Source organism: Streptomyces sp. NPDC059002, assembly GCF_042740435.1.
Classification (GTDB): domain Bacteria; phylum Actinomycetota; class Actinomycetes; order Streptomycetales; family Streptomycetaceae; genus Streptomyces.
Genome location: NZ_JBHYJI010000074.1, coordinates 17727 through 42561 on the forward strand (window position 1 = coordinate 17727; position 24835 = coordinate 42561).

Sequence of the window (24835 nt, forward strand, 5' to 3'; positions counted from 1 at the left end):
AGACCCGGCGGCAGAATCGCAACATGCTGCATCACCAATGACATGAACCGAATCCACAAGAGGAGGACCGACAACATGACAACCACCCACCGCGACTTCGGCGTCGCCGCCGCCTTGGCTGCCGGAATCCTGTTCACACTCTCAGCACCGGCCGCGGCTTCCCCCGTCACTCCCAACCACCAACCCTCCGCAGATGAATTTGATTGCAGCGGGCATGGGCGTCTACCTTTGAAGGAAAGCTTGGTGCGGCGAGTCAGACTCAGTTTCTTTTATGAAGGAAAACATGGTGTGCGCACGATGGCCCCTACTGGGCCACTGCTCTCCCCGCGCTGCCTGCCCAGTGCAGAAGATGAAGTATTCGTCGGAAGGTTCGAAAAAGAGCACTCGAAAATTTCCACCGCGGATAAGCCTAGCGAATTGAGTGAATCTTGGATTTTCACCCCGGGGGACTCAGGTTTCGCGAAGTCGGTGAGGCTCAAGCACTTCTACAGGATCTCCCTCCAAGATGCGATGGAAGAGAGCCCGTCGATTGCGAAGTTCGCCAAGGAACACTGGAATGAACAGGTGATGAAAGAGCTAGAAGAGCATACATTCATTGATGGTGACTATCTCGATTGGGGCAGGGGCGGGGGTCCGAATGGCGCGACCTGGATCGAGCATGACTATATGCTCCCTCAGCCAGGATACCTTAATTGCCCAAGAGGGACGATCCACCTCGATAAGAAGACAGTCTATGAGTGGCGGGACGGGGGAGTAGGGGCAGCCATGCTTCCGATCGTCCGCGTAGGTACGGGTTGCTGGCGCACTGCTGACGATTGGGCTCTCTCGGAGCACCTCGTCAAGGAACCTCAAACCAACGGGATGGCGAAGTGGGCTGTTCCGAAGAAAAATAAGACCTTCTACGCATTGAAGTCCCCTGTGGACGGCCGCGTTATCTTTGCTGACGGAGACGATGTGGACTGGAGTCAGGGAGGCGGGCCTGCGCAAGATGACTGGCGCCTGATGGAACGACCTCCAGCCCCCAATCTGCAATCTGATGACTCGGGCCTGAAATGGAGCCAGACGAAGGCGGACGTGCTAAACGACTCCTGAGCACATGACGAGGAGCTGCAGAATTGATCTCTTCAACTTGGTAACGCCGTACGGCCCGTTCGACACTGTTCGCGCCGTCCCGGAACAGGGGCGGCGCGGCGAGCTCGTAGGTATAGCGGATCCACTTGATGGCCGCCTACGGTGTAGTGAGCTTCCCCTCGTAGCGGGGAGGTGTGACTGAAGGGGAAGTTGAGGGTCATGGGTGGGAAGCGACGGTCGTACGACGCCAGGGCCCCGGCAAAGTCGTAGCGGTAGCGGTGGGCGGGCATGAACGCCTTGATCATGTGGGTTGTCGAAGCTCACGTGGTCGAAGGGATTGTTCGTGCCCGTCTGTGTCATATCCACGCATCCCGTGCTGGAGAGGCTGCGCTGGGCCGGTGAGGTTGAGAACAGCGTGCCCGGCCGGGAGAGACTACTGCGGTGGCTGGGAGCGGTGCCGGCGCCGTCACGTTGCCTGTGGGGCAGGTGAGTTGAGGCATGCCGGCGTCGTCGATCTCGTGGCGGACCGGGCCGCACCGCATCGTGATCACCGGGTCCATCCGGTTCGCGCGATAGAGAGTGGCCGACAACCCGATCCAGCGAGAGACCTTCGCTCGGCGGATCGCCGCTTCGGTGCCGGGCGCACCGGTGGGTGGTGCCGGGCCAGTTCTCGCGGAGGATCTTATGCATCGACTGGTTTTGTTCTTCGGGTAGTTGATCGGGGCGTCTCCCTTGGATGACTTTTTCCTCCGTTACCACCGCATTCGCGACAGAGCCCTCACAGGGATGACACTTCCGTTTCCCTCGCTGGCCGCTCCGCAGGAGTGGGACGTACTGGCTGCGACGGTGGCGGGGTGGGTGTGGGTGGCGGGGCGGGAGTCTCCGTCGGTGTACCCGGCCCCTCGGCGGTGGGGGTATCGGAAGGGGCAGGGACGTCATCTTTCCTGGAGGGTGCCTTGATCTCGCCCAGAGGCGCCTGGCTGCTCCCCGTCCAGTGTGATCGTTCCGGTGTTCCCGTCGCCTTGAGTTGGAATTCGCCAGCCCGGTAGTCGCGGGGCGCAGGGCCAGGGAATTTTATGCCAACCCAGCCATTATGATAGCCTGGGCAGCACATTTCCCCCCAATCGGCATTCGTGACTCGCGGCCGCCATCCGTCGGGGCCGATAACCTCCAGGCGTATGGAAGCTAGTGGAACATCGCCCTCATTCTTGACTCCTATGCCACGATACAAGGTCATTTCACGGGATATCTCCCCGAAAGGCTCACTGAATCCGGGCATAGCATATTCTATGCTTATGACCTTTGCTTTGGGGTTGGCGGTGGAGAACGTCTTGGTGGTGGCGGTCGGGATGGCGGTCCATGCGAGTGCTTCCTGGGTGGCGGCACCAGTGAAGAGCAGCCCCGTGGTGGCAAGGGCCGCGCAGGTGGTGACCGTTCTCATGGGCGGGTGTCCTTCGTTGTGTGCGGGGCGTACTCGGGTCAGGCGTGGCGGCAGGGAGTGATGTTGGGACAGCCTTCGGATCCTGCGGTCTGTGCCAGGTTGCCCGGCTGGTGAAGGCCGGCGGGGGCGGTATGTCGGGGCCGAGGAGGGGCGCCAGCCGTGGTGCTTCCGGTCCGTCGATCCTGAGGCGCTGGACCACTCGGCTTCCGCTGGATCGGTCGCCGGTGCCGCCGGGAGTGCGTTCTATCCGGAAGACCGTCAAGGTGATAGGGGACGGTGACAGGATTGCCGGTCCTCTGCCTTCCGGCGCTGGCGTGCTTGACCTCGATCCCCCCAAGCCATCGATTACATGGTGTCCGCTGTGCGAGCCCCCTCTTGGGATTGAATGCGTCATTAAGCGGTTGCCCGGGTGCGGTTTTTGATCCGGTGTGACTGCGTCCTTCAGGTCTTCCAGGGCCGCTGCTTCGTCAGCGAAATGCTTGCGCCGCTTGAGCTTCTTCCTTTTACCTTCTTGACACCCGGATCAATAATATCGCTCATCACCCTCGCCCCTCTTGTGCCGATTTCGGGGTTGCAGGAACCTTCTTCTGGCCGCGCCGTTAATCAATCCGGAGCCGGGGTGCCGTTCTCCCATGCGCGAAGGAAACGGATGTATCCGGAGTGTGCCCCTGGGGGTTTGACGACAGCCGCATGCACGGGGAAGATGATAAGGCGTGAGGTTGTTTTGGAAATTTTTCTATTGACGGTGTGGAATGCCCACCCTGCGTTGTCCCGAGGGCACCACCTGAGGGAAAGGAATAGGTGTCCGTCGTAGACGCCGGTTATCTCGTGTATGTCGAACCGCCCCCAGTGCCGTGCAGGAATTTCCCCTGTCTGCCCGAAGTTGCCTGATATGCCGTACTCTTCGGTGTTGGAGACGCTGTAGGAGTAGGAGCCCTCGAAGCCTAGTGAGCCACCCTTCCCCGAGAAACCCAGTGCCCCTCCAAAGGACCATCCATTGAAGCAGTCTGATTTGTGCAGAACGCATATTCCGAGGCGTCCGGTGATGTCGACGGCGCGTGCCTCATGGCTCATTCCCTTATTCCATCGCAAACTGGGTCCTTAATCCCAGGCTAAGAGCGCCGCCCCCTGTCGCGGCTACCACTTCCGGATAGACACGGCCACCTCCATGGGCTCGTGGATCCCGTGCGGGAGGTCACGGCCCTGGCGCTTCGGGATGGCAGGGGGGCGGGGCGCGGCCGGCTGTTCCTGCCTCGGCGGAGGGGAGTTCGTACGTGTGTATCCGGCTCGTCTGCCGCCTCCAGAAGTGCCTGCTCAACAGGTCCGCAGACGGTCTGCGGCGGCGGGGGCGGGGCTGCGGTCGGAGCGCGGGGCGGTGCGGAGAGCGGGTTCTGCGGCGCCGGCGGCGGCCGTGCAACCGGCTGCTGTGCGGGGAACTCCGCTGCCGGTCGCCTCATCCGCTGCCGCTATGCGTGCTGTCCGGTCCCGGCAGTTCTACGCGGACCGTCAGTCCTCCTGCCGGGCGGGCCTGGGCGTGGAGGGTTCCGCGGTGGGCGTCGGTGATGGCGCGCGCCACGCTCAGGCCGAGCCCGGAGCCCTTGCGCCGCGCGTCGGCGGAGACGTGACTGCCGCGGCGGAAGGGCTCAAAGAGGGCGGGCAGTTCGTCGTCGGTGATGACCGGGCCCGTGTTGCCGACCTCGATGACGGCCGCACCTCCGTCGGCGGTACGGGTGGAGATGTGGACGGTGCCTTGGGGGTGGTTGTGGCGGATGGCGTTGCTGACCAGGTTCCGTACGAGCTGCTCCAGCAGTGTGGGGTCGCCCATCAGGGGCGCTGGCCCCAGGCCGGTGCGGACGGTCACCTGCGGTGTGCTGGTCTTGGCCAGCAGGTCCCGTACCGCGTCGCCGGCCAGCTTCGCGAGATCGGTGTGCTGGCGGACGAGGGTGCCGCTTTCGCCGCGGGCGAGGGTGAGGAGGGCGGCGATCAGGCGCTCGCTGCGGGCGGCGGCCTCCAGCGCACGGTGGACGGCGGGCTCGAGGTGGGCGGGCACTTTGCCCTGGGACAGCGGGATCTCCAGGGCGGAGCGCTGGAGGGTGAGGGGGGTGCGCAGCTCGTGGGAGGCGTGGGCGGTGAAGCGGCGCTGGCTGGCGAAGGAGCGGTCGAGGCGGTCGAGCATGGCGTCCAGCGCGTCGCTCAGCTCGTGGATTTCGTCGGCCGGGCCGGTCAGGGCGACGCGGTCGTGGAGGTTGCCGTCGTTGATGCGGCGGGCGGCTGCGGTGACGTGGCCGATGCGGTGCAGAGAGCGGCGGGCGGCCCACCAGCACAGCAGCGCGGCGAGCAGGGTGCCGCCGGCCAGCAGCAGCGCCGAGCGGGTGAGCAGGGCGGCCAGGATGTCGCCGGTGAAGTCCTGGTACTGGGTGTCGGTGACTGCGGCGGTCGAGGGGGTGCTGGCGCCCTCGGGGATTTGGTCGGGGCTGGGGGGCCGGACGATCTGGTCGCGGTGTGTCTGGATGAGCTGGCGGACGCTGATCCAGTTCAGGGCGAGCATCGCACAGCCCGCGGTGGCGAAGACGGCGGTGTTCAGCCACATCAGGCGGGCACGGAGGGTGTGCCCCAGTACGCGGGCTCGCTTGGCCGCCGTCATAGGCGGTAGCCGAAGCCGGGGTCGGTTTCGATCAGCGGCGGATCGCCGAGTTTGCGGCGCAGGTGGTGCACGGTGACTTTGACGGTGGTGGTGGCCGGGTCGTGATGGGGGTCCCAGAGCTCGTCGAGGAGGTTGCGGGCGGTGACGGGGGCCCCGTCGGCGGTCATCAGGATTTCCAGGACGCCGAGTTCCTTCGGTGTCAGCCGCAGGGGTCGTCCGTCGCGTTCGGCCTGGCGGCGTACGGTGTCCAGCCGCACACCGTGGCGGGTGAGCACGGTGGGGGCATTGTTCGTGGTGCGTCGTTTCAGGGCGCGCAGCCGGGCGACCAGTTCGAGGTAGGAGAAGGGTTTGGCCAGGTAGTCGTCTGCGCCCAGGGCCAGGCCGTCGACGAGGTCGGTGAGGGTGCCGGCGGCGGTGAGCATGAGGATGCGGGCCGGGTGGCCGGTGGTGTTGAGGGTGCGGCAGACCGCGTCCCCGCTGACCGTGGGCAGTTCGCGGTCCAGGACGAGGACGTCGTAGTCGGTGGCGGCGGTCATTTCCAGGGCGCGGGCGCCGTCGTGCGCGATAGCGCAGACCATGCCCTCCTCGCGCAGTCCCTCGGCGAGGGTCTCGGCCAGTTCGTGTTCGTCCTCGACGATCAGTACCCGCACCCGTATCCCGCCTTCCGCTCGTTCCGCTCTTCTCGATGCATGGTGCTCTGCGGCGGGTTAGCCGGGGGTTGGGCATCCGGTCACCGGCGGCTAACCAGCGCCTGGATAGCAATGTTCCTGTCCGTTTTCTTCTGGCGCGGAAGAGCCGCGCCTCAAGCCGAAGGAACGCCATGCGCCCCATGTTGTGGAACCGTCCGATTCCGAGTCGGCTTCGGCCACGGTCCTGTCCGGCCGCCGGAGCCGGGCTCGCTGTTCTCATGCTGGCGCTAGCCGGATGCTCCGGGGGCGGTGAGGCACCGAAGATCGCCGGGGACCAGGACGATAAATCCTCCCGTACGTCACCGGGGAATTCCAGGGACATCCGCCAAGCGTGGGTGAAGTGTATGAACGGCGAGGGACAAGCGGGCGTCAAGCTCGACGACAAGGGCCGGATTGTGTCCGATGCGGGCACCACGAGCGAGTCGGGCAAGAGCGGGGGCGGAGCTTACGCTGAGGCCGAGAAGACCTGCAACGCCCAGGTTCCCGGCATTCAGCAGGAGTTCGAGAAGTCGGATGCCCAGGCCGTCGAGGCCTCACGAAAGTTCGTTGCCTGCGCCCGCAAGAACGGGATGCCCGCCTTTCCCGACCCCGACCCCAAGGACGGCGCGGTCCGTTTCAAGGAGTCCCCCGATATGGACGCCTTCAACAAGATCTCCCAGCTGTGCACCAAGACCGGGCAGGAGCTGAGCGGCTTCTCGGTGGAGGAGGACAAGTGAGCGACCAGGCACAGCCCTCCTCCACCGGGCCTGATGGCCCGGATGCTCCCGGCGGCGGCGAGGACGTCCAGGACGGTGCCGGGGCGGCGGCGCGGCGCCGCCGCAGGCGCCGGCTCGCCCTCGTCTGCGCCCTCGCCGTTCTGGCGGCGGGCGGTACCCTCGCCGTGGTCCGGCCCTGGGCCGGCGAAAGCGCCCCGCAGCAGCCCCAAGTGCGGCACTCCACCGCCGAGGTCCAGCGCACTGCGCTCTCCTCCGGCATGAAGGTGACCGGACGGCTGGCCTACGCCTCCCCCGTCGATGTCTCCGCCCAGGGGCAGGGCACCCTGACCCGGCTGCCCGCCCCCGGCGACACGGTCACCACCGGCGAGGCGCTGTATGAGGTCGACGGTCAGCCCGTGATGCTGCTGGCCGGCGACCGGCCCATGTGGCGCGAGCTGGCCCCGGGCATGTCTGACGGTGCGGATGTGCGGAACCTCAAACGCAATCTCGTCGCCCTCGGCCACGCCCAGGGGCTCGGCCTGCGCGTTGACGGGAAGTTCACCCAGGCCACCGCCACCGCCGTCAAACGCTGGCAGAAGGCCTGCGGCATCGCGCGGACGGGGAAGATCCCCCTGGGGCGCCTGGTGTTCTCCCCGCACGCCACCGTGCGCATCCAGCAGGTCTCCGCCCAGTTGGGTGCGGCGGCCGGATCCGGCACCGTCCTGAAGACCACCGGCACCGGCCTGGCCGTCACCGTCCAGCCCTCCGACAGTCAGGTCTCGCAGTTCGCTCCCGGCGCCCGAGCCGAGATCCAGCTGCCCGGCGGGGCCACGGCCCGGGGGAAGATCACCTCGCTCGTGCAAGCGGGCGCCGACGGCGGCGCCGGTACCACCGGCGGCCAGGGCGGCCAGGGCGGCCAGGGCGGCCAGGGCGGCCAGGACAAGGCGACCGTGACGATCACACTCGACGACCAGAAGGCCGCCCACGCCGCCGGTCCCTCCTCGGTCACCGTCACCGTCACGGGCAAGAGCGTCAAAGACGCGCTGGTCGTGCCGGTGACCGCGCTGCTGGCCCTGGACGGCGGGGGCTACGGCGTCCAGGTGCGCCACGGCAGCGGCACCCGGCTCGTCCGCGTCGAGGTCGGTCTGGTCGCCAACGCCAAGGCACAGATCAGCGGCGGCGGCATCAAGGCGGGCGACCGGGTGGAGGTCCCCCAGTGACCGCCACCACGCCCCTGCTCGAACTGCGGCAGGTCGTCAAGGAACACCCGACCGGCCCGGACCGCCCGCCCCTGCGGATCCTGCACGGCATCGACCTGATGATCGCACCCGGCGAACTCGTCGCCATCGTCGGCCCCTCCGGCTCGGGCAAGTCCACCCTGCTCGCCCTGCTCGGCACCCTGGACCGCCCCACCCGCGGCGAGCTGTTCTTCGACGGCCACGACCTGGCCGCCCTGGGTGAACCGGAGCTCGCCGCACTGCGCGGGCACCGTATCGGCTTTGTCTTCCAGCAGTTCTACCTGCTGCCCGGCCTGACCACCGTCGACAACGTCGCCACCGGCCTGCTCTACACCGGCGCCGGCCGCAGCCACCGCCGTGCCCTTGCCGCTCAGGCGCTGCGCGAGGTCGGCCTGGGCCACCGCCTCGGCCACCGGCCCGCCCAGCTCTCCGGCGGCGAGCAGCAGCGCGTCGCGATCGCCCGCGCCCTCACCGGCGCCCCCGCCCTCCTCCTCGCCGACGAGCCCACCGGCGCCCTGGACTCGGCCTCCGGCACCACCGTCATCGAACTGCTGCGCCAACTCCACCACACCGGAACCACCGTCATCGTCATCACCCACGACCGCGAACTCGCCGCGTCCTTCCCCCGCCGCATCGGCATCCAGGACGGCCGCATCGCCTTCGACGAACGCGACGACGCCCCCGGGAAGGGGGGTGCATCATGATCCGGCGCCACCGCCACCGCGGCTATGCCGTGTTGCACCGGATCCGGCTGCGGCCTTCGGACCTGCTGCGCCTTGGCCTGCTCGGCCCGCAGACCCGCCGGCTGCGCTCGGCGCTGTGCGCCCTGGGCATCGCTCTGGGGATCGCCGCGGTCCTCGCCGTCACCGGCATCTCCGCCTCCAACCAGGCCCACCTCATGCAGCGCCTCGACCAGCTCGGCAGCAACCTGATCACCGTGGGCCCCGGCAAGGACAGTGACCAGAAGGAAGTGCCGCTGCCCGAGACGGCCCCCACGATGCTCGCCAACATCGCCCCCGTGCAGAAGACCACGGCCACGGGCAAGACTCAGGCCCACGTCTACCGCAACGACCTCGTGCCCGAGGAACAGACCAACAGCCTCACGGTCCTGGCCGCCCGGCTCGACCTGCTGAAGACCCTGCACGGCGACCTGAGGGCCGGGCGCTGGCTGGACAAGGCCGGTGCACGCCTCCCCGTCACCGTGCTCGGGGATCAGGCGGCGCGGCGGCTCGGTGTGGCGGACCCCGGTGAGCGCGTGTGGCTCGGCGGCCAGTGGTACACCGTCACCGGCATCCTCCAGGCCAACGAGCTCGCCCCCGAGCTCGACACCGCCGCGCTGGTCGGCTGGCCCCAGGCCCGGGCCCACCTGGGCGCCGGCCCCCATCCCACGGCCGTCTACCTGCGCGCGCACCCCGAACGCGTCGCGGATGTCCAGGCCGTCGCCGGGGCCACCGCCAATCCCGCCGCGCCCACGGCCGTCGCCGTCACCCGCCCCTCCGACCTGCTCAAGGCCCGTGCCGAGACCCAGGACACGTTCAACGGCCTCGTCGTCACGCTCGCCGGAGTCGCCCTCCTCGTCGGCGGCGTCGGCATCGCCAACACGATGATCGTGGGTGTCATGGAGCGCCGGGGCGAGATCGGACTGCGCCGGGCCCTGGGCGCCCGCCGCGGCCAGATCGCCGCCCAGTTCCTCCTCGAAGCCGTCCTGCTCGGATTCGCCGGCGGCCTCACCGGCCTGGTCCTGGGCACCGGCACCGTCCTCGGCTATGCCGCCTGGCAGGGCTGGCCCGCCGCCCTCCCCGCCTACGCCATCGGGGCCGCTCCGGCCACAGCCGTCCTGGTGGGTGCGCTCGCCGGGCTCTACCCGGCCCTCCGCGCCACCCGTCTGTCCCCTACCACCGCCCTGCGCACGACCTGACACCCCTTTCTCTCCCCGTAAGCGGCCACGCGCGACTACCCCGTACGGGGAGGTCAGATCTCTCCGGACGGGGGTGCTACCGCCTCCATCCGGCACGCGAGGATTCAGGGACCGAACCCAAGATCACATGAGGTAGTCATGCCCTCCTCCCGCACCGTCGCCCGGACCGGCCTCCTCATCGGCACGGCCCTGATCGCGGCAGGCGCCGTCACGGCCCTCGCAGGCGGCGCCGGACCGTGGCCCCCGGGCAACGAACGCGGCACAGGCCAAAAGGAGCACGAGCGCCGCGAGGGACGCCTGGTCGCCCGGGTCGTCCGGGACATCCAGCCCCCGCCCCAGGGCAAGCTCCTGCCCGGCGACCGGGTCACCGCCACGTTCGAGGTACGCAACGCGTCGGACACCGCCCTACCGGTCAACGGCGGCATCCTCCTCAAGGGGTGGGAGGGCCTGCAGAAGGCGGCCGATCCCCACCTCACCGTCACCCTCACCGACTCGGCGAACAAGCCCATCGCCAACACCCCACCGGTAACGCTGCAGCCCAACGAGTCACGGACCTATGCGGCCACGGTCACCCTGGACGAACACGCCGGCGACCACCTCCAGGGCAGGACCGGCCTGACGCTGCGCGGATCGTGGACCGGAGTGACCGCGGACAGCTCCGCATTCCCCAGGGGCGGCGTCGCGGCCGGCGGGGGAACCGCCGACCCGGCCAGCCCCCTCGCCCCGCTCCCGCTGGCCCTGACGGCCGGCGGGGCCGCACTCCTCACCGCCGCGCTCATCGCCCACCGGCGGGGGAGGACGTCCTGTCCCGAAGTGGTACCTGAGGGCCGTCCCGGGCCGGAGACGATGAAGAAGACGACATAAGCCTCGTTCTCCACTGAATTCCTCCCCTGACACAGCAAGGAGTTGCGCAGCCATGCACGACCTTCGCGACGTGAAGAAGCTCGCAGAGCGAAAGAAGCGGACTACCGTAACCCTGGCAGCCCTCGGCCTCGGCCTCACCCTCATAGGAGCGGGCGCCTTCGCGGCCTGGACCGCAACCGACTCGGCAGAAACGAAGGACTTCTCGACCGCCACGGTCGGCCTGGGAGCCAAGGTCACCCAGGACATTCAGGTGCCGAACCCGGGCAAGCTGCTGCCCGGCGACGAGGTCAAGGCGAAGTTCGATGTCCACAACACCTCCGATGTCCCCGTGAACGTCAAGGGCGGCATCAGCCTGGAGGGCGTGTCGCATGCGAAGCTGACGGTGACCATCACGGACAAGGACGGCCAGCAGGTCACCACCAAGGACCTCGGCACGTTCACGGTGAATGAGAAGCGCGCCTACACCGCCACCGTCAAGCTGGCCGCCGATGCCGGGAACGACCTTCAGGGCAAGACGGGGCTCAAGCTCAAGGGCACCTGGACCGGTACCGCGGTCTCCGACCAGAACCAGAAGTAGCCCTCACCCCATGACACCGCGCCGTACCGTACGGGTCCTGGTCGCCACCGCGGTCACCTCAGCGATCACCACAGTCGTGGTGATCGGGGCGGCACTGTGGTGGACCGGGGCCCGCCTGGTCCCGGTCCTGACCGGGTCGATGGCCCCGCACCACCCCGCAGGCGCACTCCTGGTCACCAAGCCCCTGGACGCCCACGAGATCCGCCAGGGCGACGTGGTCCTCTTCCCGCCCCCAGCCGCCCACCGCATCGACGACAAGCCCGTCGTGCACCGCGTCGACACCATCCAGGACACCGGCGGAACCCGGGTCATGACCACCAAGGGCGACGCCAACCCGACCCCGGACCCATGGCAGATCGACCTGGCCACCGGCGAGTACCACACCCCGGTCCTCACCATCCCCCATGCAGGTGCCCTCGTCGGCGGCCTGCGCTGGGCCGGGCCCGCACTCATCGTCCTCGCCGGCCTCGTCCTGGTCGCCGCCACCATCCGCACCACCCTGCCCCGAAACCTCTTGAGGCCCCCGGGAAAACCCCAGTGAGCCCCTATCCAAGCCCTCCCGGCCGCGGGCACCGGCGCAGCGATGCTCCGGCGCCCCTCGGCCCCGGGCTCCCCGCCGCCGTGCGACAGCGGCACGATCGAGAAGGGCCCGAATCCCCCTCGCGCAATCCGGATCATCACCGTTCCCGAGCGCGAAACTACCCTCATGCCCCCCGTGCCCGCCTCGCCTGTACGTACCGACCTCGCCCTCAGCGGCCTCGCCACCCTGTTCAGTGTCGTGGAGGCGCTGGCAGGAGACGGTTCACCCGTCGGACTTCTGCGGCACTCGCCCCTCCCCGATGCCGCCGTGTCCGTGCTGCTCGGGCTGGCCACGCTGGCCCGCCGCCGCTTCCCCCGCTGGGTCGCCGCGATCGTGGTGATCGGGGACTGGCTCGCCTACACCCCGCTGATACTGGCGCTCGCCGTGTTCACCATCGGCGTGTACTGCAAGCCCGCCTGGTCATGGCTGGTCGCCTCCTGCACCCTCGCCCTCAACGCGATGACCAGCACGCTGACCGGAGACCGTCCGCTGGTCTCCTTCGTCGCCCAGGCCCTGGTCTTCCTCATCGCCCCCGCCATCGCCGGCACGCTGGTCCGCGAGCGGCGCCAGCAGTACGAGCAGATCACCGTCCGCGCCGAGCGGCTGGAGCAGAGCCGGGCCCGGGACGTCGAGGACGCCCGCCGCGAGGAGCGGACCCGCATCGCCCGCGAAGTCCACGATGTCGTCGCCCACCGCATCACCCAGGTCGTGCTCCTCACCGGGGCACTGGAGCTCAACGCGGCACGCGGACCCGCCTGGGTCACCGAGCAAGCGGCGCGTATCCGCGGCAGCGGGACCCAGGCCCTGGACGAACTCCAGGACGTGGTACGGGTGCTGCGAGCCGCCGGCGCCCCGCAGCGCCCGGCACTCGAACCCCAGCACAGCATCGCCGACCTGCCCGCCCTGGTCGCCCAGACCCGCGCCCTGGGCTCCGACGTCTCCCTGACCCTCACAGGGGAGATGGCCCAGGTGCGCCCCTCCGCGCAGCGCACCGTCTTCCGGCTGGTGCAGGAGACGCTCACCAACGCCGCCAAACACGCCCCGGGCGCCCCCGTCTCCGTCCTCGTCGAGCTCCGCACCGGCAACCAGCCCCGCGGCGACACCATCACGGTCACCGTCCGCAACGGCCCGCCCAGCGGCGCGCGGCCCGTGAACGTCCCCACGGGCGGGCACGGACTGATCGGCTTGGCCGAACGCGTCCGCCTGCACGGCGGCAGATTCCGCCACGAGCACACCGGCGACGGGGGCTTCCTCGTCACCGCCTCCATTCCCACTCATCCGGCCGACGAGAGCCCGGAGCAGGACCATCAGGAAGAGGAAGCATGATCCGCGCACTGGTAGTGGACGACGACCCCATCGTCCGCGAAGGCCTCACCCACATCTTCGCCTCCACCCAGGACATCCACGTGGTCGCCGAAGCCGGCGACGGACGCCAGGCCGTCGCGCTCGCCCGCACCATCCAGCCCGACGTCGTGCTCATCGACATCCGCATGCCCCATATGGACGGCCTCACCGCCACCCGGGACATCGCCCAGCTCAACCCGCCACCCCAGGTCATCGTGCTGACCACGTTCGACGACGACGAATACATCCACACCGCCCTGCGCAACGGCGCCGCCGGATTCCTCCTCAAACGCACCGCGCCGCAGGAACTCATCCACGCGGTACGCGTCATCGCCGCGGGCAGCGCGATGCTCTCCCCCACGGTCACCCGCAAGCTCATCGACACCCTCGACTCCGCCGGCACACGCCTGGGCCCAGCCGAACGCGCGGCCATCGCATCCCTCACCGACCGGGAACACGAAGTCCTCACCGCCATCACCCGCGGACTGTCCAACGCCGAGATCGCCGCCGAAATGCACCTGAGCGAGTCAACCATCAAAGTCCACTGCCGCCACCTCTTCGCAAAGCTCGGCGTGAACAACCGGGTCCGAGCCGCCCTCATCGCCCACCACGCCGGCCTGCCCGGCACCTGAGCAGGCCGCCCGGTGATGTTCGCTGAGCGGGGTGTGCTTGGCTCTCCCGCTGGTCCTCGTGCCGTGCTCAGGCGGTGAGGGCGGGGCGGATCGAGCGGTCGGAGGGTGGCCGCGAGGGCGATGGGATCGGGATCCGGGCGGGTGATTCCGCCGTTGACGGTGCGGATGGCGCGGGCGAGCAATCCGCGGGGCACGGCGGCGATGCGGGTACGGGACCGGCGGGATGAGCTGCTCACGGACGGGGACTTCGCCGACTGGTATCCGGCGGACGGGCGACGGGGCTGTCACCGGCCCGGCTGGCGATGGTGTCAGTGCTGCAGTATGCGGAGAACCTGAATCACCGGCAGGCCACCGAGGCGGTCCGCTGCCGCCTGGACGGGAAGTTCGCCGCTCCAGACCTGATGCGCCATCAGCCCGTGAGCCTCGAAAGTATGCCCTTTCCCGGCAAGACAAGAATGGCGGAGCGCGACTGGAAAACGAGACCCTCAGGTCCGGCGTGCGCCCCAGATGTAGACGGGGGTGCCGGGAGTCAGGAGGTTCCAGAGCTGGCGAGCGTCGCGCAGGTGGAGGTTGACGCAGCCGTGGGAGCCAGAAGGCGTGTAGATGGTCGTGTACGTGCCATGGAATGCCTGGCCACCACTGAAAAACTGGCTATACGGCATGGGTGCGTTATACAGGGTGGACCAGTGTTCTTTGGCTTTCCATTCGATGGCGTGCCAGCCCGTGCGGGTCTCATATCCCGGGCGGCCACTGCGGATCGGGACGGGACCCCACACCGTCTTCCCGCGCTCGGTCACCCACATCGTCTGGCGGGTCAGGTCTACACAGGCCAGCCTGGCCTGGAACCGGGGACAGCCCAGCGGGGCGGACGCCGCCGCGGCCGGGCGGGCGAACAAGGCCGCACAGGCTACGGCGACTGCCAGAACTGGCGCGGCAGATGAGGCACGGACGGACACAGGCATTCCCGGAGCGATCACCACTGCAGATGCCGGGACAGTCCTCGGTAAGGAGTGTCCCGCCCCGGCATCGCAGCGGTTTCCTGATGAGACGGTTACTTCTTGACGGGCGGGCCGCCGGAGTGGTTGTTCACGCGGATGTGCACCCCTCGGGCGGCGTTGGCGGCAGTGAGGGCCAGCGGCCCGGTGACGGGGTGGGCGGGGAACGCGTAGCCGGGGGGTGTGGCGACTTCCTCCCAGTAGTAGGTACCCAGGGGTAGTCGGCTGCGGGTGCAGGTGCCCGTGCGGTCGGTGAGGCATTCAGGGCCGACTTTCCGGTCGGGGTGTGGACCGTCGGTCTGGAGCCCGGGAATGCCGTTGGCTTCTCGCCACAGCTGGAACACGGCACCCGCCAGCGGCCGGTGGCTGGCGGCGTCCTGCTTGAGGACGGACACCTGGCCACGCGGGGGTTCGTGCGGGATGGGGCGGGACGCGGTCGGGCACGGGGAGGTGCAGTTGGGGTCGGTGATGATGGTTGCCCGGTTGTCCAGCGGTGCGGTGGTGTTCAGGGGCACGGTGCCGGTGAGGGTGAAGGTGACTTTGGCATGCGGGGCGATGTCCACTCGGGTATCGATGTCCCCGCGGCCGGAGCGCTGGGTGCAGAGGCTTTCCGCGTCGGGCGCGCCGCAGGTCCAGGTGAAGTCCTGCAGTGGCGCGGGCAGCCGGTCCGTGACCTGTACGCCCCTGGCGGGGTCGGGGCCGGTGTTGGAGACGATGATGGTGTAGGCCAGCGGACCGCCGGGGGCATAGGTCGTCCGGTCGGCGGTCTTGGCCACTGACAGGGTGCTGCGGGATACCTTCAACGCCAGCGCAGAGAACCTGTTCCTGCCTTCGACTCCATCGACTGCCCCGCCCGCGGCAATGCCGGTCACCCCTGATCGAGTCTCCTGCGGAACCGTGGTCTCCCTGCCGCTCTGGCTGTTCCAGGCGATGACCCGGCCGTTCTTCAACGCCAGCGCCTGGTATCCGCTTGTGCTGGCGGCGATGGCGGTCACCTCTGATCGGGCCTCCTGCGGAACCGTGGTCTCCCTGCCGCCCCGAGTGTTCCAGGCGGTGACCCGGCCGTTCTTCAACGCCAGCGAGTAGCCAGAGCCTCCGGCGATGGCGGTCACCCCCGATTCGGCCTCCTCCGGAACCGTGGTCAGCGCCCCGGTATCTGGTGCCCAGGTGATGACGCGGCCGTTCTTCAACGCCATCGGATACCCGCCTGCGGCGATGGCGGACACCCCCGATTCGGCCTCCTCCGGTGGATCCGCGAGCAGCCCGTACAGGCCCCAGGCGAGGACGCGGCCGTTCTTCAATGCCATCGAATAGTTACGGCCTGCGGCGATGGCGGACACCTCTGACTGCGCTTCCTGCGGAACCGTGCTCTGCCTAGCTGAGTCATCGCCCCAGGCGATGACGCGGCTGTTCTTCAACGCCAGCGAGTAGCCAAAGCCTCCGGCGATGGCGGTCACCCCCGATTCGGCCTCCTCCGGCACCGTTGACTGCCCAGCTGAGTCATCGCCCCAGGCGATGACGCGGCCGTTCTTGAGCGCCAACGAATGGTTGGTGCCCGCGGCGATGGCGGTCACCCCGGACCGGGCCTCCTCCGGCACCGTTGACTGCCCCCACCCGTTATCGCCCCAGGCCAGGACCGTGCCAGTTGGTCTGATGTTGCCGACCGGGGCAACATCAGTCGCGGTGAAGGAACCCGCTTTCCGTGTCGCCGTGACAAAGGCGGACCCCCTAGGGATTTCCGTCTCAGGCTTGTGGCCGGGGAATTCTAGGTACAGAGGGATCTTCTTCTGTTCGCCGGCGCCCAGGCGGGTCCGTGTGCCGTTGGTGATGGTTGGCCGGTATGTGCCACCGGCCTCCAGTACGACATCACCGTCCACGTTGCCGTGATTCGTCAGCCGGACTGCCCGTTTCACGGTCTCACCGCCGGCTAGCTCAAATGGGTCCGCGAGACTGCCGGCACCTGCTTTCACCGCCACCTTTGCCCTCGAGAAGGACGACGTCGCTGCCTGGAGGGAGCGTGCCGTCCACGCGGCCTCCGCAGCCCCTTGCGAAAGGAGCAGCCCGGCCACGGCGATGGCCGTCGTACTGACGATTTTGAAACGAAGTCGTCCCTGCACTGGCACTGGTCACCCACCCTGACGGAGGAAGAGAAGCAGAAGAACAGCTGAGGATTTTTCCTCGCAAGCATGAAAACCTTGATCGTCGATGGCAACCTGACACGCCCACTGAAGCTCTCTGGGCGGCCCGGCCGTCTGCGAGGCGCTCGCCGCGTCGACGCGCCGCTACGGCGTCCCGTCGAAAGTCGTGACCGACAATGGCAAGCAGTTCACCGGCCGACACACCAAACCGGAGCCCGTGGAGGTGCTGTTCGAGCGCGTCTGCCGGGAGAAGTGCCGCCGATCTGTCCTTGGGCGTCGCAGCCGGGTAACCAAAAGGCTTCCGTTCGGCGCCCACGCAGCACACCACGGGGCACGATCTGGCTGGTCGCGAAGGTGCCGGGCACCACTGCTCTAGCGGAAGGCGTCGACGCCGGGTCTAGCAAAGACATGCGCCCGACACCCACGCGACCAGCCCGCTCGCGTCTTGGTGGTGACGGCCGCGAAGACGCCGAACGCTGCCGCTCTCACAGAAGGCGTGGAGAGCCGGGTCGTATGTGGGCATCCACTCGGCGCCCACACGGTCGCCACCACCAGTACCTGGGGCTCGCACCGCTCTGCAGGAAGGCATGGCCTGCCGGGCTGAAACAAGATGTCGATGCCCCAGTACTCGAACAGATCCGATGAGCCGGAGCTTCGCGAACCTGCTGCTACAAAGAGATTAGGTAACCAACGAGGCCCCCGGACTGCAGAGTTGAGACGTCAGACATCTCGCTCAACCGTCCGAGGGCCTCGCCCGTCACTGCCCCGCCGTTCGCCCGATCAGTGGCCACGCCGAAGAAGCTGAATGCTTCGCAGGGCTACTTCCGGGCGAACTCAGCGAGTACCGAGGCGTCCTTGGTCACCCGGTACAGGTATTCCGCCTCGCTACCCAATGACCACGGAGTTCCCTCTTCCTTCCAACCGACGAACCGATAGCCGGGATCCGGCTGCGCGGAGAGACAGACCTCATCCCACGCATCGTAGATTCCGTCGGCACGGGCATGGGCAATGACCTTCCCGCCCTCCTGCTGGGGGAACTTCACCTTGTACCCGTTGCCGCCCGAAGACTTCTTGCTGAAACGTGCCGTCACGGAAGCATTCTTCGCCACTTGGTACGGCACAGCACACGGGCTGTTCGCTCCCTTGGTCCAGCTCCCTAGCTGGCCACCACTCACTTCCCACTTATCGAAGTGGTAACCGCGAGCGGGCACCGCAGTGAAGCTCAGCTGGTCCTGTGACTTGAATGTGCGGCTCGCATCGGGAGAAACAAGGTCATGACCGACAGCGATTCTTCCGCCGGCAGACGGCGACGGATGGAATGTGAGCTGTGGCCCCGACGGCTCCGGGGGCTTAGTGCGGGTGAACTCGGCCGTCAATGTGACGTCCTCTTGTGCCGTCAGTTCATACTGCGGCGATCGGGATACTTCTGCGCCGTCCCGCAGCCAGCGAACGAACCGGAAACCTGGGAAATGCCTTGCCTCCACAGAAAATGTACTTCCAGTGGACAGCTTTCCTCCGATGTTCCTTTCACCGGTTCGGGTGTCATAGGCGATGTTGCCCGCTTTCGGGTTCATGCTCAGAGTCACTGTAACCAGCGGTTCCCTGCTGAACTTGGCCCGAAGACGGAGATCATTCGCGACCTTCAGCGCAATTCGGCTTTCGTCGCTGTACTTACCCTCTCCCGAGTACCATCCGGCAAACCGGTATCCGGTGTAGGGAAGGGCGCTCACAGTCAGCGAGGTGCCTTCCGGGTAGAGCCCTCCCGGCTTTCGGGAAGGCGGTTCCACGTTAACGCTTCCTCCCCCGTCAGACGTGACGGAGATCATGTGGGAAGCCTGGAGGCACCCGGTCTCACATTTCTCGAACTCTCCGGTGACGGTCACCGATTCATCTTCCAGATAGATGACCGGGTCTGTCTGTTTCCTACCGTCTAGAATTTGAAGCGGTTTTCCGTCCTTCCTGGCCCACCGGACAAAACGGTATCCCGGTCCAGGGGTGGCCACGAGTGAGACTCGCGCCTTCGACGGGCTGACGCTCTGCGGGACAGGCTCGGCCTTGACTTGCCCAGCTTCGACGGGCGACGCCTGGGCCTGCACCCGCACGGTACCGGTCCCGTGGAGTGCTTCAGGCATCTTCCCTCCAAAGGGAATCACTGCTGCCCACGGAACATCGGACGCGACCATGGCGCACGCTGCGCGCCCGTTAGCCTGGCTCCCCATCCAGTCCACTGACAGTTGCGTCAATTTACGGGATAGCCTGTTGCCCAGGCGGTAGTAGAGAAAGAAATACTTTGGCCCGTGGTCGAGCATTGTGAGACGCCAGTCACCGCCGAGGTGTTTGAATTCCCCGAACTGTGAATATTCGTCGATGTCTGCGTGCGAACCACCGGGAGAAAGCTCCAGCCTCAGCCTCTCCTCCCCGGACAGGCCATCGTAGTATACGATCCCCAGCCGGACCGGGTCACTGGTTGTTTCCTGGTTAATTTCCAGCTGCGGATGCCTTGCCTGCGTGTGCTCGGTACCCCTGACCTTTTCAGTGCAAGCGATCCCCGGCGGCTTCTGCAGTTCACTCACCCCTTCAGGAAGACTCACAACCGGCGGGAGATCGAATACGTAGTTGCCTGGCTTTCCGATGAGTGGGGAATCGGCTGGAAAGGTAGCTGGCGCGTCAGCACCCTCCATGCGCTCGGTTGTTTTTTTGGCCAGTTCGTAGGCGTTGAATCCGACCGCTCCAGCAGATCCCACAGCGAGACCGAGCAGGGGGTTGGCGGCGGCGGCCACAGCAGTGAGGAAGATCCAGAGGTAGGCGAGTGAGTTGACTACCACCGCCTCTGTATCCCCACGCTTTTGCCCGTCCTGAATGCCGAGCATAGGCGACACTCCGGGGATGAGTGACGCAAAGTTCTCAATATAGTCGAGCTTCCTCTGTCTTTCGTCCTTATAGTCTCCCTTGGAGATCTCGATCGCCCTATCCACCACCTGATACAGGTCGAGTGAGGACGTCGCCAGGTCGAGCGCCGCAGGAGTGCCTTTGATGAGGCCCTTCGCGGCGAGCCTGTTGAATCGCTGCTTAAGCGTTTGCGCGGCCTTGACCGTGGAAGCTCTGGTCAGATTCCCCTGCGGCAGTAGGTCTTTGGCAATATTCGGGTCGGCGCTCAGAATAGCCTCAACAGCCGCCTGCACTCTGGCAGGAACCTCCACCAATCCCACCCCTCCGCAGAATCTGCTGCGGCCTGCCCTCCTGGCGCGGCCGCAGGTAACACGAGATACCGCCTCCTTGAACTTCGCTTCGCTTTCATCTCTCGTCAGGGATGCGCCAGCAGTGCGGACGAAGTCGAAGTCCGGCAGACGCACACCTTGTGCAGCGTTGGCAACCTGTTGAGGAACGACTGCCACGGAGGCCGGCGCAGGTCCGTAAGTGCGAGGCTCCCCAGGAATTCTGACGATAACGTTCTTTTGACCCAGCGCATCCATCACCTTTCCGCCCTCGGGGACATCATAATACGCCCCGATGAGCTTTACCACATCCTCGTAGTAGGTCAGCGATCCCTCACCGCCGAAGAAATCAACAGAAAGGACCTGCGTACTTCCTTGATCTTTCGGGAGCAATCTGAGGACAGCTCCTCGTTCTCCCTTATCCGGGTCTACCGCCTTCCCGATAGCACGGGACAGAGCCTTCTGCTCATCCCTGTCAAGAATCACATACTCCCCATCGAGACCTGGAAATGTAGATTCCCTTTCGGTCGCGGTGCTCTGCCCGCCGAAGATCTCCTCATAACGCCTCTTACCCACAGGGAGGAGCATCGAAGGACCCCGGTTCCGCCGGTCCAGATAACTGCTATTCACGACGCGGGGCGCCATCGCAGTGCCCGAGGCTGTTTTCATGACACGCATAAGGTCAGCGTCAAGAATATCTTTGGTCCGGATTTTCTTACCACGCACTTCCAAAAACTTCCCAGGGGCCGGATCCCGGAGCATTTCGCTCAGCCTGTCCCACTTCTTGATGACCTCAATATAACTGACCGACGGAGAGAGGTTGAGGACGGGATCGAGTGGATTGAAATGCAGCCTTCCAGCCAGGCCGGCACCAATCCGATCACTTACGGTCCTGAAGCGCGTGCCCTCGCTGAGGGCGACAACGAACCGGAGCAGAGGCCCCTTCTCGTCGTCTAGCCTCACGTCGCTGCCCCTGCGTGCACGCACCAGTCTCTGTACCTGATAGGGCAAATTCTCCGGATCAATACGGAATTGCGGTGATTCGATACTCACACTGTCTGTAGCGAGTGATCCGTAGTCCGCTTTATACCCCATAGACCTAGACGGCTGCTGCCCAAGGGCAGCCTGGATATCATCAGGGGCCTGGGCCCCAGGAATTTGCTGCTCACCCGCAAAGTGATATGCCTGCCCCCTGTTCCCGTCTCGCCCGTGCGCAAAGTACCCAGTCAGATAGAGGTTTTCATTGCGGATGAATACATCGACGACCCCCTGCCCCTGTGCGGAAATCCGGACTGTCGTATAACCGTCCGGATGCGTAACTGCGGAACGTGCGATCTCGTCAATAACGTGCAGATATTCCAAACGGTTTCCCTCCGTCGCCCCGTAATCCAAACTCCACACGATGGGCTTATGTGCCTGGTCGTTTGCAGCACGGATGCCGCCCGAGGTAATCGCCGAGGCCGCAGGCCGGGCGCTGATGGCCTGAGTCTGGGCATTGACGACCCACTCCGCTGAAGCCAGCAGTGTCAGGGCCATCACCATGCCCGTCAGGCACCTTCTGATACCGATCATCAAATCGGCTCCTCTCTCGCACTACCCCAAAGGAGTGGCATCTTCGCTATCAATCGACTTTGCCACCTTCTTTCGGAGAGCTAACCCGATCCCATCTGTTCGGACGCGGGTGTTTCCATCGAATGGCGGGTGAGCGATTCTAAAGCTGATCAGAAAAGAGGTGCGGGAGGGCGGGCGGCGGCATCCGGGCTGCTTGCGGGCGGGGTGTCAGGGCGAGGCTGGTCTGACTGCTGCCTTTTCCACGGTGCGTGAGCGCCCCGATGTTTCCGGAGAGGGAGCCAAAAGGGTTTGGGTGTGGCTCTCCTCGAGTGAGATGACTCTTCCGGTCGGGTGTGCAGGATTCGAGGCTGCAACTACCGTGTCTTCGAAGGGGTGGTGGCATGGGTATGCGCACGAACCGGGCAGTGGGCGCGGTGGCCTTCATGCTTCTGGGGGCGGCTCTGGCCAAGGAGTTGAGCAAGCCGGCTGTCGATCGCACCTGGACCGGCCGTGTCGTCGGTCTCCCTTATGACTTCCGTCCGCCGACCCCGGGCAAGCTCCGTCGCGTGTTCTGGGATCCGGATAATGACGCGCTGTTCACCCCGCATGCCTTCGGGGTCGGATACGGGGTGAACCTCGCGCGGGTGCTCAGGCGTCGGTAGCCCCGCCTCCAGGGGGTGTGACTCCTTCGGGTCCGGCCTTCTTGTGGTGACTTCCGCGGTCAGGCGATGAGATCATACTGGTCCTGGTGATGGGCTCCGTGGACCCGGTGGTACTCGCACTTGGCATGGAACCGCCAGTACTCCGTGAAGTCACCGCAGTGGTAGCCAGGCGCTCGATGACCTGGCTCGCCTCGTACAGCGCGTAGAGGTTGGTGAGCAGGACGTCCCCGACGCTCAAGGCGTGACCTTGAGCTGGCGTCCTGCGGATTCTCGCCCGTCTGATGCAATTCCCGAGGGTTCGCGTAACAGGCAGCCCGGTCCCGGCACACGACTTCCACTCCCGGGTGCTCACCCAACCAGGCCGCCAGTGTCTCGCTGTCCCGGCCCGGCAGTACGTCCAGTGGCAGCCGTGACTCGCAGTCGATCAACAAGGTGGCGTACCTGTGGCCGCGCCGGATGGCGAAATCGTCAACACCCAGCACCCGCGGTGTGGTCCCCGCCGGGTCGGGCAGGGCCATGACCAGCCGCAGCACCGTCATCCGGCTCACCCTCATGCCGAGCAGCAGGCCCAGACGGGCCACCGCCCGCGCGGCCAGCACCACGCCGAGCGCCTGCAACACCGCTTGTAGCAGCGGCGTGCGCCGGCCGTAGAAGAAGGTCAGCCCCTCGACCTGCTCGGCGAACGTCACCTTGCCGCAGTCGGCGTTGTCGCAGAACAGCCGCCGCACCGACAGGGCGACCACGACCGGGTGGCCCCCGGTCGGCGCGTCTGTGAGGTGCCGCACGTACCGGCTGTGTGTCCGGCGGGACGCCACCCCGCAGCCTGGGCATCTGGCAGGAATGCCGTCCCGCGTACACGCCACGACGTGTAACACGTCCTCCTCCAGCACCAGTTGCTCCATCAGCACCGATCCGAGGTGGGGGAACACTCTCTCAACCAGTTCATTGCACACCCGGGAAATGCCCGCGAAGCGACGGAGCGTCACCAGCGCGCAGGAGCGTGATCGTCTTCACGGAATGCGTGCCTGACCCTAAAGAAGTGCGTACGAACAGTTGTTCGCCGGATCGTGGTTGGTCGGGTCGCGCCTCGGATGCGTCACCGTCACCACAGGGCAGGTTGAACGGCGGTGTGCCGATGCAGGGGCAAGATGATCCGGACGGGCGAGCTCGCGACGGAGTCCACCGCGGGGCGCGGAGTGTGAGCGCCGGGGCAGTGACCGCCTTCGTCCTCCCAGCGGTCGGCGGCGTCGCGCTCGGCGCGGGCCCGCTGTTCGGTGAGGGTGACCGGCTTTCGGTACAGGTTTCGGGCGCTGGAATCCAGCGGCGGAAGCACACGGGCGGCGGCCTTCTGGTCGTCGCGGCGCTTGTGGCGTCGCCGGACCCGGGCGAACCGTGCCTCGTAGGCGGCCTGGTCGCTGTCGTGGAGCCCGGCAGGGTGGAGCCGGGCCAGTTCGAGGGCGACTTGCCCCATTGGGCTGGGGGTCAGAACGCGGGTGCCGTCGTCCTGACGGACGGCGACGAGAAACCGCGCGACGAACAGAGCCTGGGTCCGCTCGCGGCTGATCCGTCGGCCACCGTTCCACACGCCGCGCCGTGCTGCCTGCCGGGCCCGCCCACCTCGCCAGTACAGGCGCCCCGACTCGGCGGCCTCCAGCACACGGACGTGCCCGGCCGTCCAACCGAGTGCGGCAACGTGTCCCTCGGCGAGATACCGGTTCCTTGCCGCCCGGTCCCGGTTGTCCGCGTCCATGCCGGTGGCCGCGCGCTCCTCGGCCTCCCGCGCCGCTTCCTCTCGGCGGCGTTCGGTCTCCCGCTCGGCGTATTCGGCCGCCGTCAGCTTCCGCTCCAACTCGGCCCGCAGGTCTTCGGCCGTCGGCTCGACTCCGGCGGCCGACTGCGCCCGAACAACGTGGTCGACGGCCGCACGGGCGCAGTACAAGGGTGCGCTGCTCGGCATCGTGGGGTCGTCGGCGTACTGCTCGGCGCGGTCCGCGTGCCGCTCGGCTTCGACGGCTTCCTTGTGGGCCGCGCGCATGGCCGCCTCCAGACGGGCGGCGGCTCCGGACCGGCTGTGGCACACGGCGGTCATGGCGTCGTCGGCTGCGGTGACGGCGAGGATCGCGGCCTGCCGGGCGACCTGGATGCAGGTCTGCGGAGACGGGTCTCCTGCGGGGACAACCTGATGATGGACGGCGGGTGCGTTCTCGGGCATGGGTGTTCCTCGGGGTCTCGGTGGTGCGGTCGGCGACGTGCCGTACCGCCGTCGGGGAGATGCCGCCCGTCATCGTGCGGAGCGCGATGGACAGTGCTGTCGTGCCCGCAGGGCACGTCCGTTGGCCCGGCGTCCGGACGGGGCGGGAAGGCCGCCCGCGGCCTGGACGTCCCGGCCGGCTGCGAGCCGGGCCATGCTGAGCCGTCCCCGCGGGACGTCCTTTTGCATTCCGGTGCGACGGCCGCCGCTGGCTCCGGAGGCTTGTTCGGCGGTGGGCGCGTGGGGTGCGGGCGGGTCGATTCCCCCCCCACCCCCGGCCCCGCGGCCACGGTGCGGCCGGGCCGTGGCGGGCCGCCCCGCCCGGGGGCG

At 67.0% G+C, this 24835-nt stretch carries 19 protein-coding genes and 1 pseudogene; 12 read left to right on the plus strand and 8 right to left on the minus strand.

Annotation, left to right across the window (positions count from 1 at the left end; genetic code table 11):
- Positions 1-75 precede the first annotated feature (75 nt).
- The gene (locus tag ACFWZ2_RS38530; RefSeq protein ID WP_384553957.1) at positions 76-1092 is read left to right on the plus strand and encodes a hypothetical protein; all 1017 of its coding nucleotides are present in this window, start codon (positions 76-78) and stop codon (positions 1090-1092) included.
- 2023 nt (positions 1093-3115) lie between these two features.
- Here the strand turns inward: ACFWZ2_RS38530 and ACFWZ2_RS38535 are convergent.
- From ACFWZ2_RS38535 to ACFWZ2_RS38545, 3 genes are all read right to left on the minus strand, one after another.
- On the minus strand, positions 3116-3586 hold the full coding sequence (locus tag ACFWZ2_RS38535) for a hypothetical protein (protein WP_384553959.1): 471 nt from the start codon (positions 3584-3586) through the stop codon (positions 3116-3118).
- Between the two features lie 379 nt (positions 3587-3965).
- The gene (locus ACFWZ2_RS38540) at positions 3966-5156 is read right to left on the minus strand and encodes a sensor histidine kinase (protein ID WP_384553961.1); all 1191 of its coding nucleotides are present in this window, start codon (positions 5154-5156) and stop codon (positions 3966-3968) included.
- Positions 5153-5806, minus strand: a complete 654-nt coding sequence (locus ACFWZ2_RS38545; protein ID WP_384553963.1) for a response regulator transcription factor — start codon at positions 5804-5806, stop codon at positions 5153-5155. Before ACFWZ2_RS38545 ends, ACFWZ2_RS38540 begins: the two co-directional genes overlap by 4 nt.
- A 383-nt stretch (positions 5807-6189) precedes the next feature.
- On the opposite strand from ACFWZ2_RS38545, the gene ACFWZ2_RS38550 reads away from it, so the two are divergent.
- The 9 genes from ACFWZ2_RS38550 (at position 6190) to ACFWZ2_RS38590 (ending at position 13693) form a co-directional block, all read left to right on the plus strand.
- Positions 6190-6561 carry a hypothetical protein gene (locus ACFWZ2_RS38550; RefSeq protein ID WP_384553965.1) on the plus strand — a complete coding sequence of 124 codons (372 nt, stop codon included), beginning with the start codon at positions 6190-6192 and terminating at the stop codon, positions 6559-6561.
- Complete coding sequence (locus ACFWZ2_RS38555) at positions 6558-7760, plus strand: peptidoglycan-binding protein (protein WP_384553967.1); 1203 nt, start codon at positions 6558-6560, stop codon at positions 7758-7760. The genes ACFWZ2_RS38550 and ACFWZ2_RS38555 overlap by 4 nt, the downstream gene beginning before the upstream one ends.
- Positions 7757-8482, plus strand: coding sequence for an ABC transporter ATP-binding protein (locus ACFWZ2_RS38560; RefSeq protein ID WP_384553969.1), 726 nt, complete (start codon positions 7757-7759; stop codon positions 8480-8482). Before ACFWZ2_RS38555 ends, ACFWZ2_RS38560 begins: the two co-directional genes overlap by 4 nt.
- Positions 8479-9696 (plus strand): ABC transporter permease, encoded by a 1218-nt coding sequence (locus ACFWZ2_RS38565; protein ID WP_384553971.1) that lies wholly within the window; start codon positions 8479-8481, stop codon positions 9694-9696. Before ACFWZ2_RS38560 ends, ACFWZ2_RS38565 begins: the two co-directional genes overlap by 4 nt.
- Positions 9697-9834: 138 nt before the next feature.
- Positions 9835-10560, plus strand: a complete 726-nt coding sequence (locus ACFWZ2_RS38570; protein ID WP_384553973.1) for a hypothetical protein — start codon at positions 9835-9837, stop codon at positions 10558-10560.
- 52 nt (positions 10561-10612) lie between these two features.
- Positions 10613-11137 (plus strand): TasA family protein, encoded by a 525-nt coding sequence (locus tag ACFWZ2_RS38575; RefSeq protein WP_384553975.1) that lies wholly within the window; start codon positions 10613-10615, stop codon positions 11135-11137.
- Positions 11138-11147: 10 nt separating this feature from the next.
- Positions 11148-11678 carry a signal peptidase I gene (locus tag ACFWZ2_RS38580; protein WP_384553977.1) on the plus strand — a complete coding sequence of 177 codons (531 nt, stop codon included), beginning with the start codon at positions 11148-11150 and terminating at the stop codon, positions 11676-11678.
- A gap of 174 nt (positions 11679-11852) precedes the next feature.
- Entirely contained in the window at positions 11853-13043 is a 1191-nt protein-coding gene (locus tag ACFWZ2_RS38585) for a sensor histidine kinase (protein ID WP_384553980.1), read from the plus strand.
- Entirely contained in the window at positions 13040-13693 is a 654-nt protein-coding gene (locus ACFWZ2_RS38590) for a response regulator (RefSeq protein ID WP_384553982.1), read from the plus strand. Before ACFWZ2_RS38585 ends, ACFWZ2_RS38590 begins: the two co-directional genes overlap by 4 nt.
- Positions 13694-14178: 485 nt before the next feature.
- On the opposite strand, the gene ACFWZ2_RS38595 is transcribed toward ACFWZ2_RS38590, so the two are convergent.
- Both ACFWZ2_RS38595 and ACFWZ2_RS38600 read right to left on the minus strand, forming a co-directional pair.
- Entirely contained in the window at positions 14179-14589 is a 411-nt protein-coding gene (locus tag ACFWZ2_RS38595; protein WP_384553984.1) for a L,D-transpeptidase, read from the minus strand.
- A gap of 155 nt (positions 14590-14744) precedes the next feature.
- Complete coding sequence (locus ACFWZ2_RS38600; protein WP_384553986.1) at positions 14745-16601, minus strand: SpaA isopeptide-forming pilin-related protein; 1857 nt, start codon at positions 16599-16601, stop codon at positions 14745-14747.
- A 325-nt stretch (positions 16602-16926) separates the two neighbouring features.
- Between ACFWZ2_RS38600 and ACFWZ2_RS38605 the strand changes: the two are divergent.
- Positions 16927-17121: pseudogene (locus ACFWZ2_RS38605) on the plus strand (hypothetical protein); the annotation flags it as partial.
- Between the two features lie 523 nt (positions 17122-17644).
- On the opposite strand, the gene ACFWZ2_RS38610 reads toward ACFWZ2_RS38605, so the two are convergent.
- On the minus strand, positions 17645-21613 hold the full coding sequence (locus tag ACFWZ2_RS38610) for a ribosome-inactivating family protein (RefSeq protein ID WP_384553988.1): 3969 nt from the start codon (positions 21611-21613) through the stop codon (positions 17645-17647).
- Positions 21614-21993: 380 nt separating this feature from the next.
- Here ACFWZ2_RS38610 and ACFWZ2_RS38615 point away from each other — a divergent pair, with 380 nt between their 5' ends.
- A complete protein-coding gene (locus ACFWZ2_RS38615; RefSeq protein ID WP_384553990.1) occupies positions 21994-22254 on the plus strand; it encodes a DUF5808 domain-containing protein in 261 nt (86 codons plus the stop codon).
- 59 nt (positions 22255-22313) lie between these two features.
- Here ACFWZ2_RS38615 and ACFWZ2_RS38620 read toward each other — a convergent pair whose 3' ends face one another.
- Together ACFWZ2_RS38620 and ACFWZ2_RS38625 are read right to left on the minus strand one after the other, a co-directional pair.
- Positions 22314-23156, minus strand: coding sequence for a transposase family protein (locus tag ACFWZ2_RS38620; protein WP_384553994.1), 843 nt, complete (start codon positions 23154-23156; stop codon positions 22314-22316).
- Between the two features lie 200 nt (positions 23157-23356).
- Positions 23357-24466 (minus strand): hypothetical protein, encoded by a 1110-nt coding sequence (locus ACFWZ2_RS38625; protein ID WP_384553992.1) that lies wholly within the window; start codon positions 24464-24466, stop codon positions 23357-23359.
- Between the last annotated feature and the right edge of the window lie 369 nt (positions 24467-24835).

What these genes read in the sequence shown, in the direction of transcription:
- ACFWZ2_RS38530 (WP_384553957.1), top strand. Translation starts at nt 76, where the DNA reads ATGACAACCACCCACCGCGACTTCGGCGTCGCCGCCGCCTTGGCTGCC.
- ACFWZ2_RS38535 (WP_384553959.1), bottom strand. Translation starts at nt 3,586, where the DNA reads ATGAGCCATGAGGCACGCGCCGTCGACATCACCGGACGCCTCGGAATA.
- ACFWZ2_RS38540 (WP_384553961.1), bottom strand. Translation starts at nt 5,156, where the DNA reads ATGACGGCGGCCAAGCGAGCCCGCGTACTGGGGCACACCCTCCGTGCC.
- ACFWZ2_RS38550 (WP_384553965.1), top strand. Translation starts at nt 6,190, where the DNA reads ATGAACGGCGAGGGACAAGCGGGCGTCAAGCTCGACGACAAGGGCCGG.
- ACFWZ2_RS38565 (WP_384553971.1), top strand. Translation starts at nt 8,479, where the DNA reads ATGATCCGGCGCCACCGCCACCGCGGCTATGCCGTGTTGCACCGGATC.
- ACFWZ2_RS38570 (WP_384553973.1), top strand. Translation starts at nt 9,835, where the DNA reads ATGCCCTCCTCCCGCACCGTCGCCCGGACCGGCCTCCTCATCGGCACG.
- ACFWZ2_RS38575 (WP_384553975.1), top strand. Translation starts at nt 10,613, where the DNA reads ATGCACGACCTTCGCGACGTGAAGAAGCTCGCAGAGCGAAAGAAGCGG.
- ACFWZ2_RS38580 (WP_384553977.1), top strand. Translation starts at nt 11,148, where the DNA reads ATGACACCGCGCCGTACCGTACGGGTCCTGGTCGCCACCGCGGTCACC.
- ACFWZ2_RS38590 (WP_384553982.1), top strand. Translation starts at nt 13,040, where the DNA reads ATGATCCGCGCACTGGTAGTGGACGACGACCCCATCGTCCGCGAAGGC.
- ACFWZ2_RS38610 (WP_384553988.1), bottom strand. Translation starts at nt 21,613, where the DNA reads ATGATCGGTATCAGAAGGTGCCTGACGGGCATGGTGATGGCCCTGACA.
- ACFWZ2_RS38615 (WP_384553990.1), top strand. Translation starts at nt 21,994, where the DNA reads ATGGGTATGCGCACGAACCGGGCAGTGGGCGCGGTGGCCTTCATGCTT.
- ACFWZ2_RS38620 (WP_384553994.1), bottom strand. Translation starts at nt 23,156, where the DNA reads ATGGAGCAACTGGTGCTGGAGGAGGACGTGTTACACGTCGTGGCGTGT.
- ACFWZ2_RS38625 (WP_384553992.1), bottom strand. Translation starts at nt 24,466, where the DNA reads ATGCCCGAGAACGCACCCGCCGTCCATCATCAGGTTGTCCCCGCAGGA.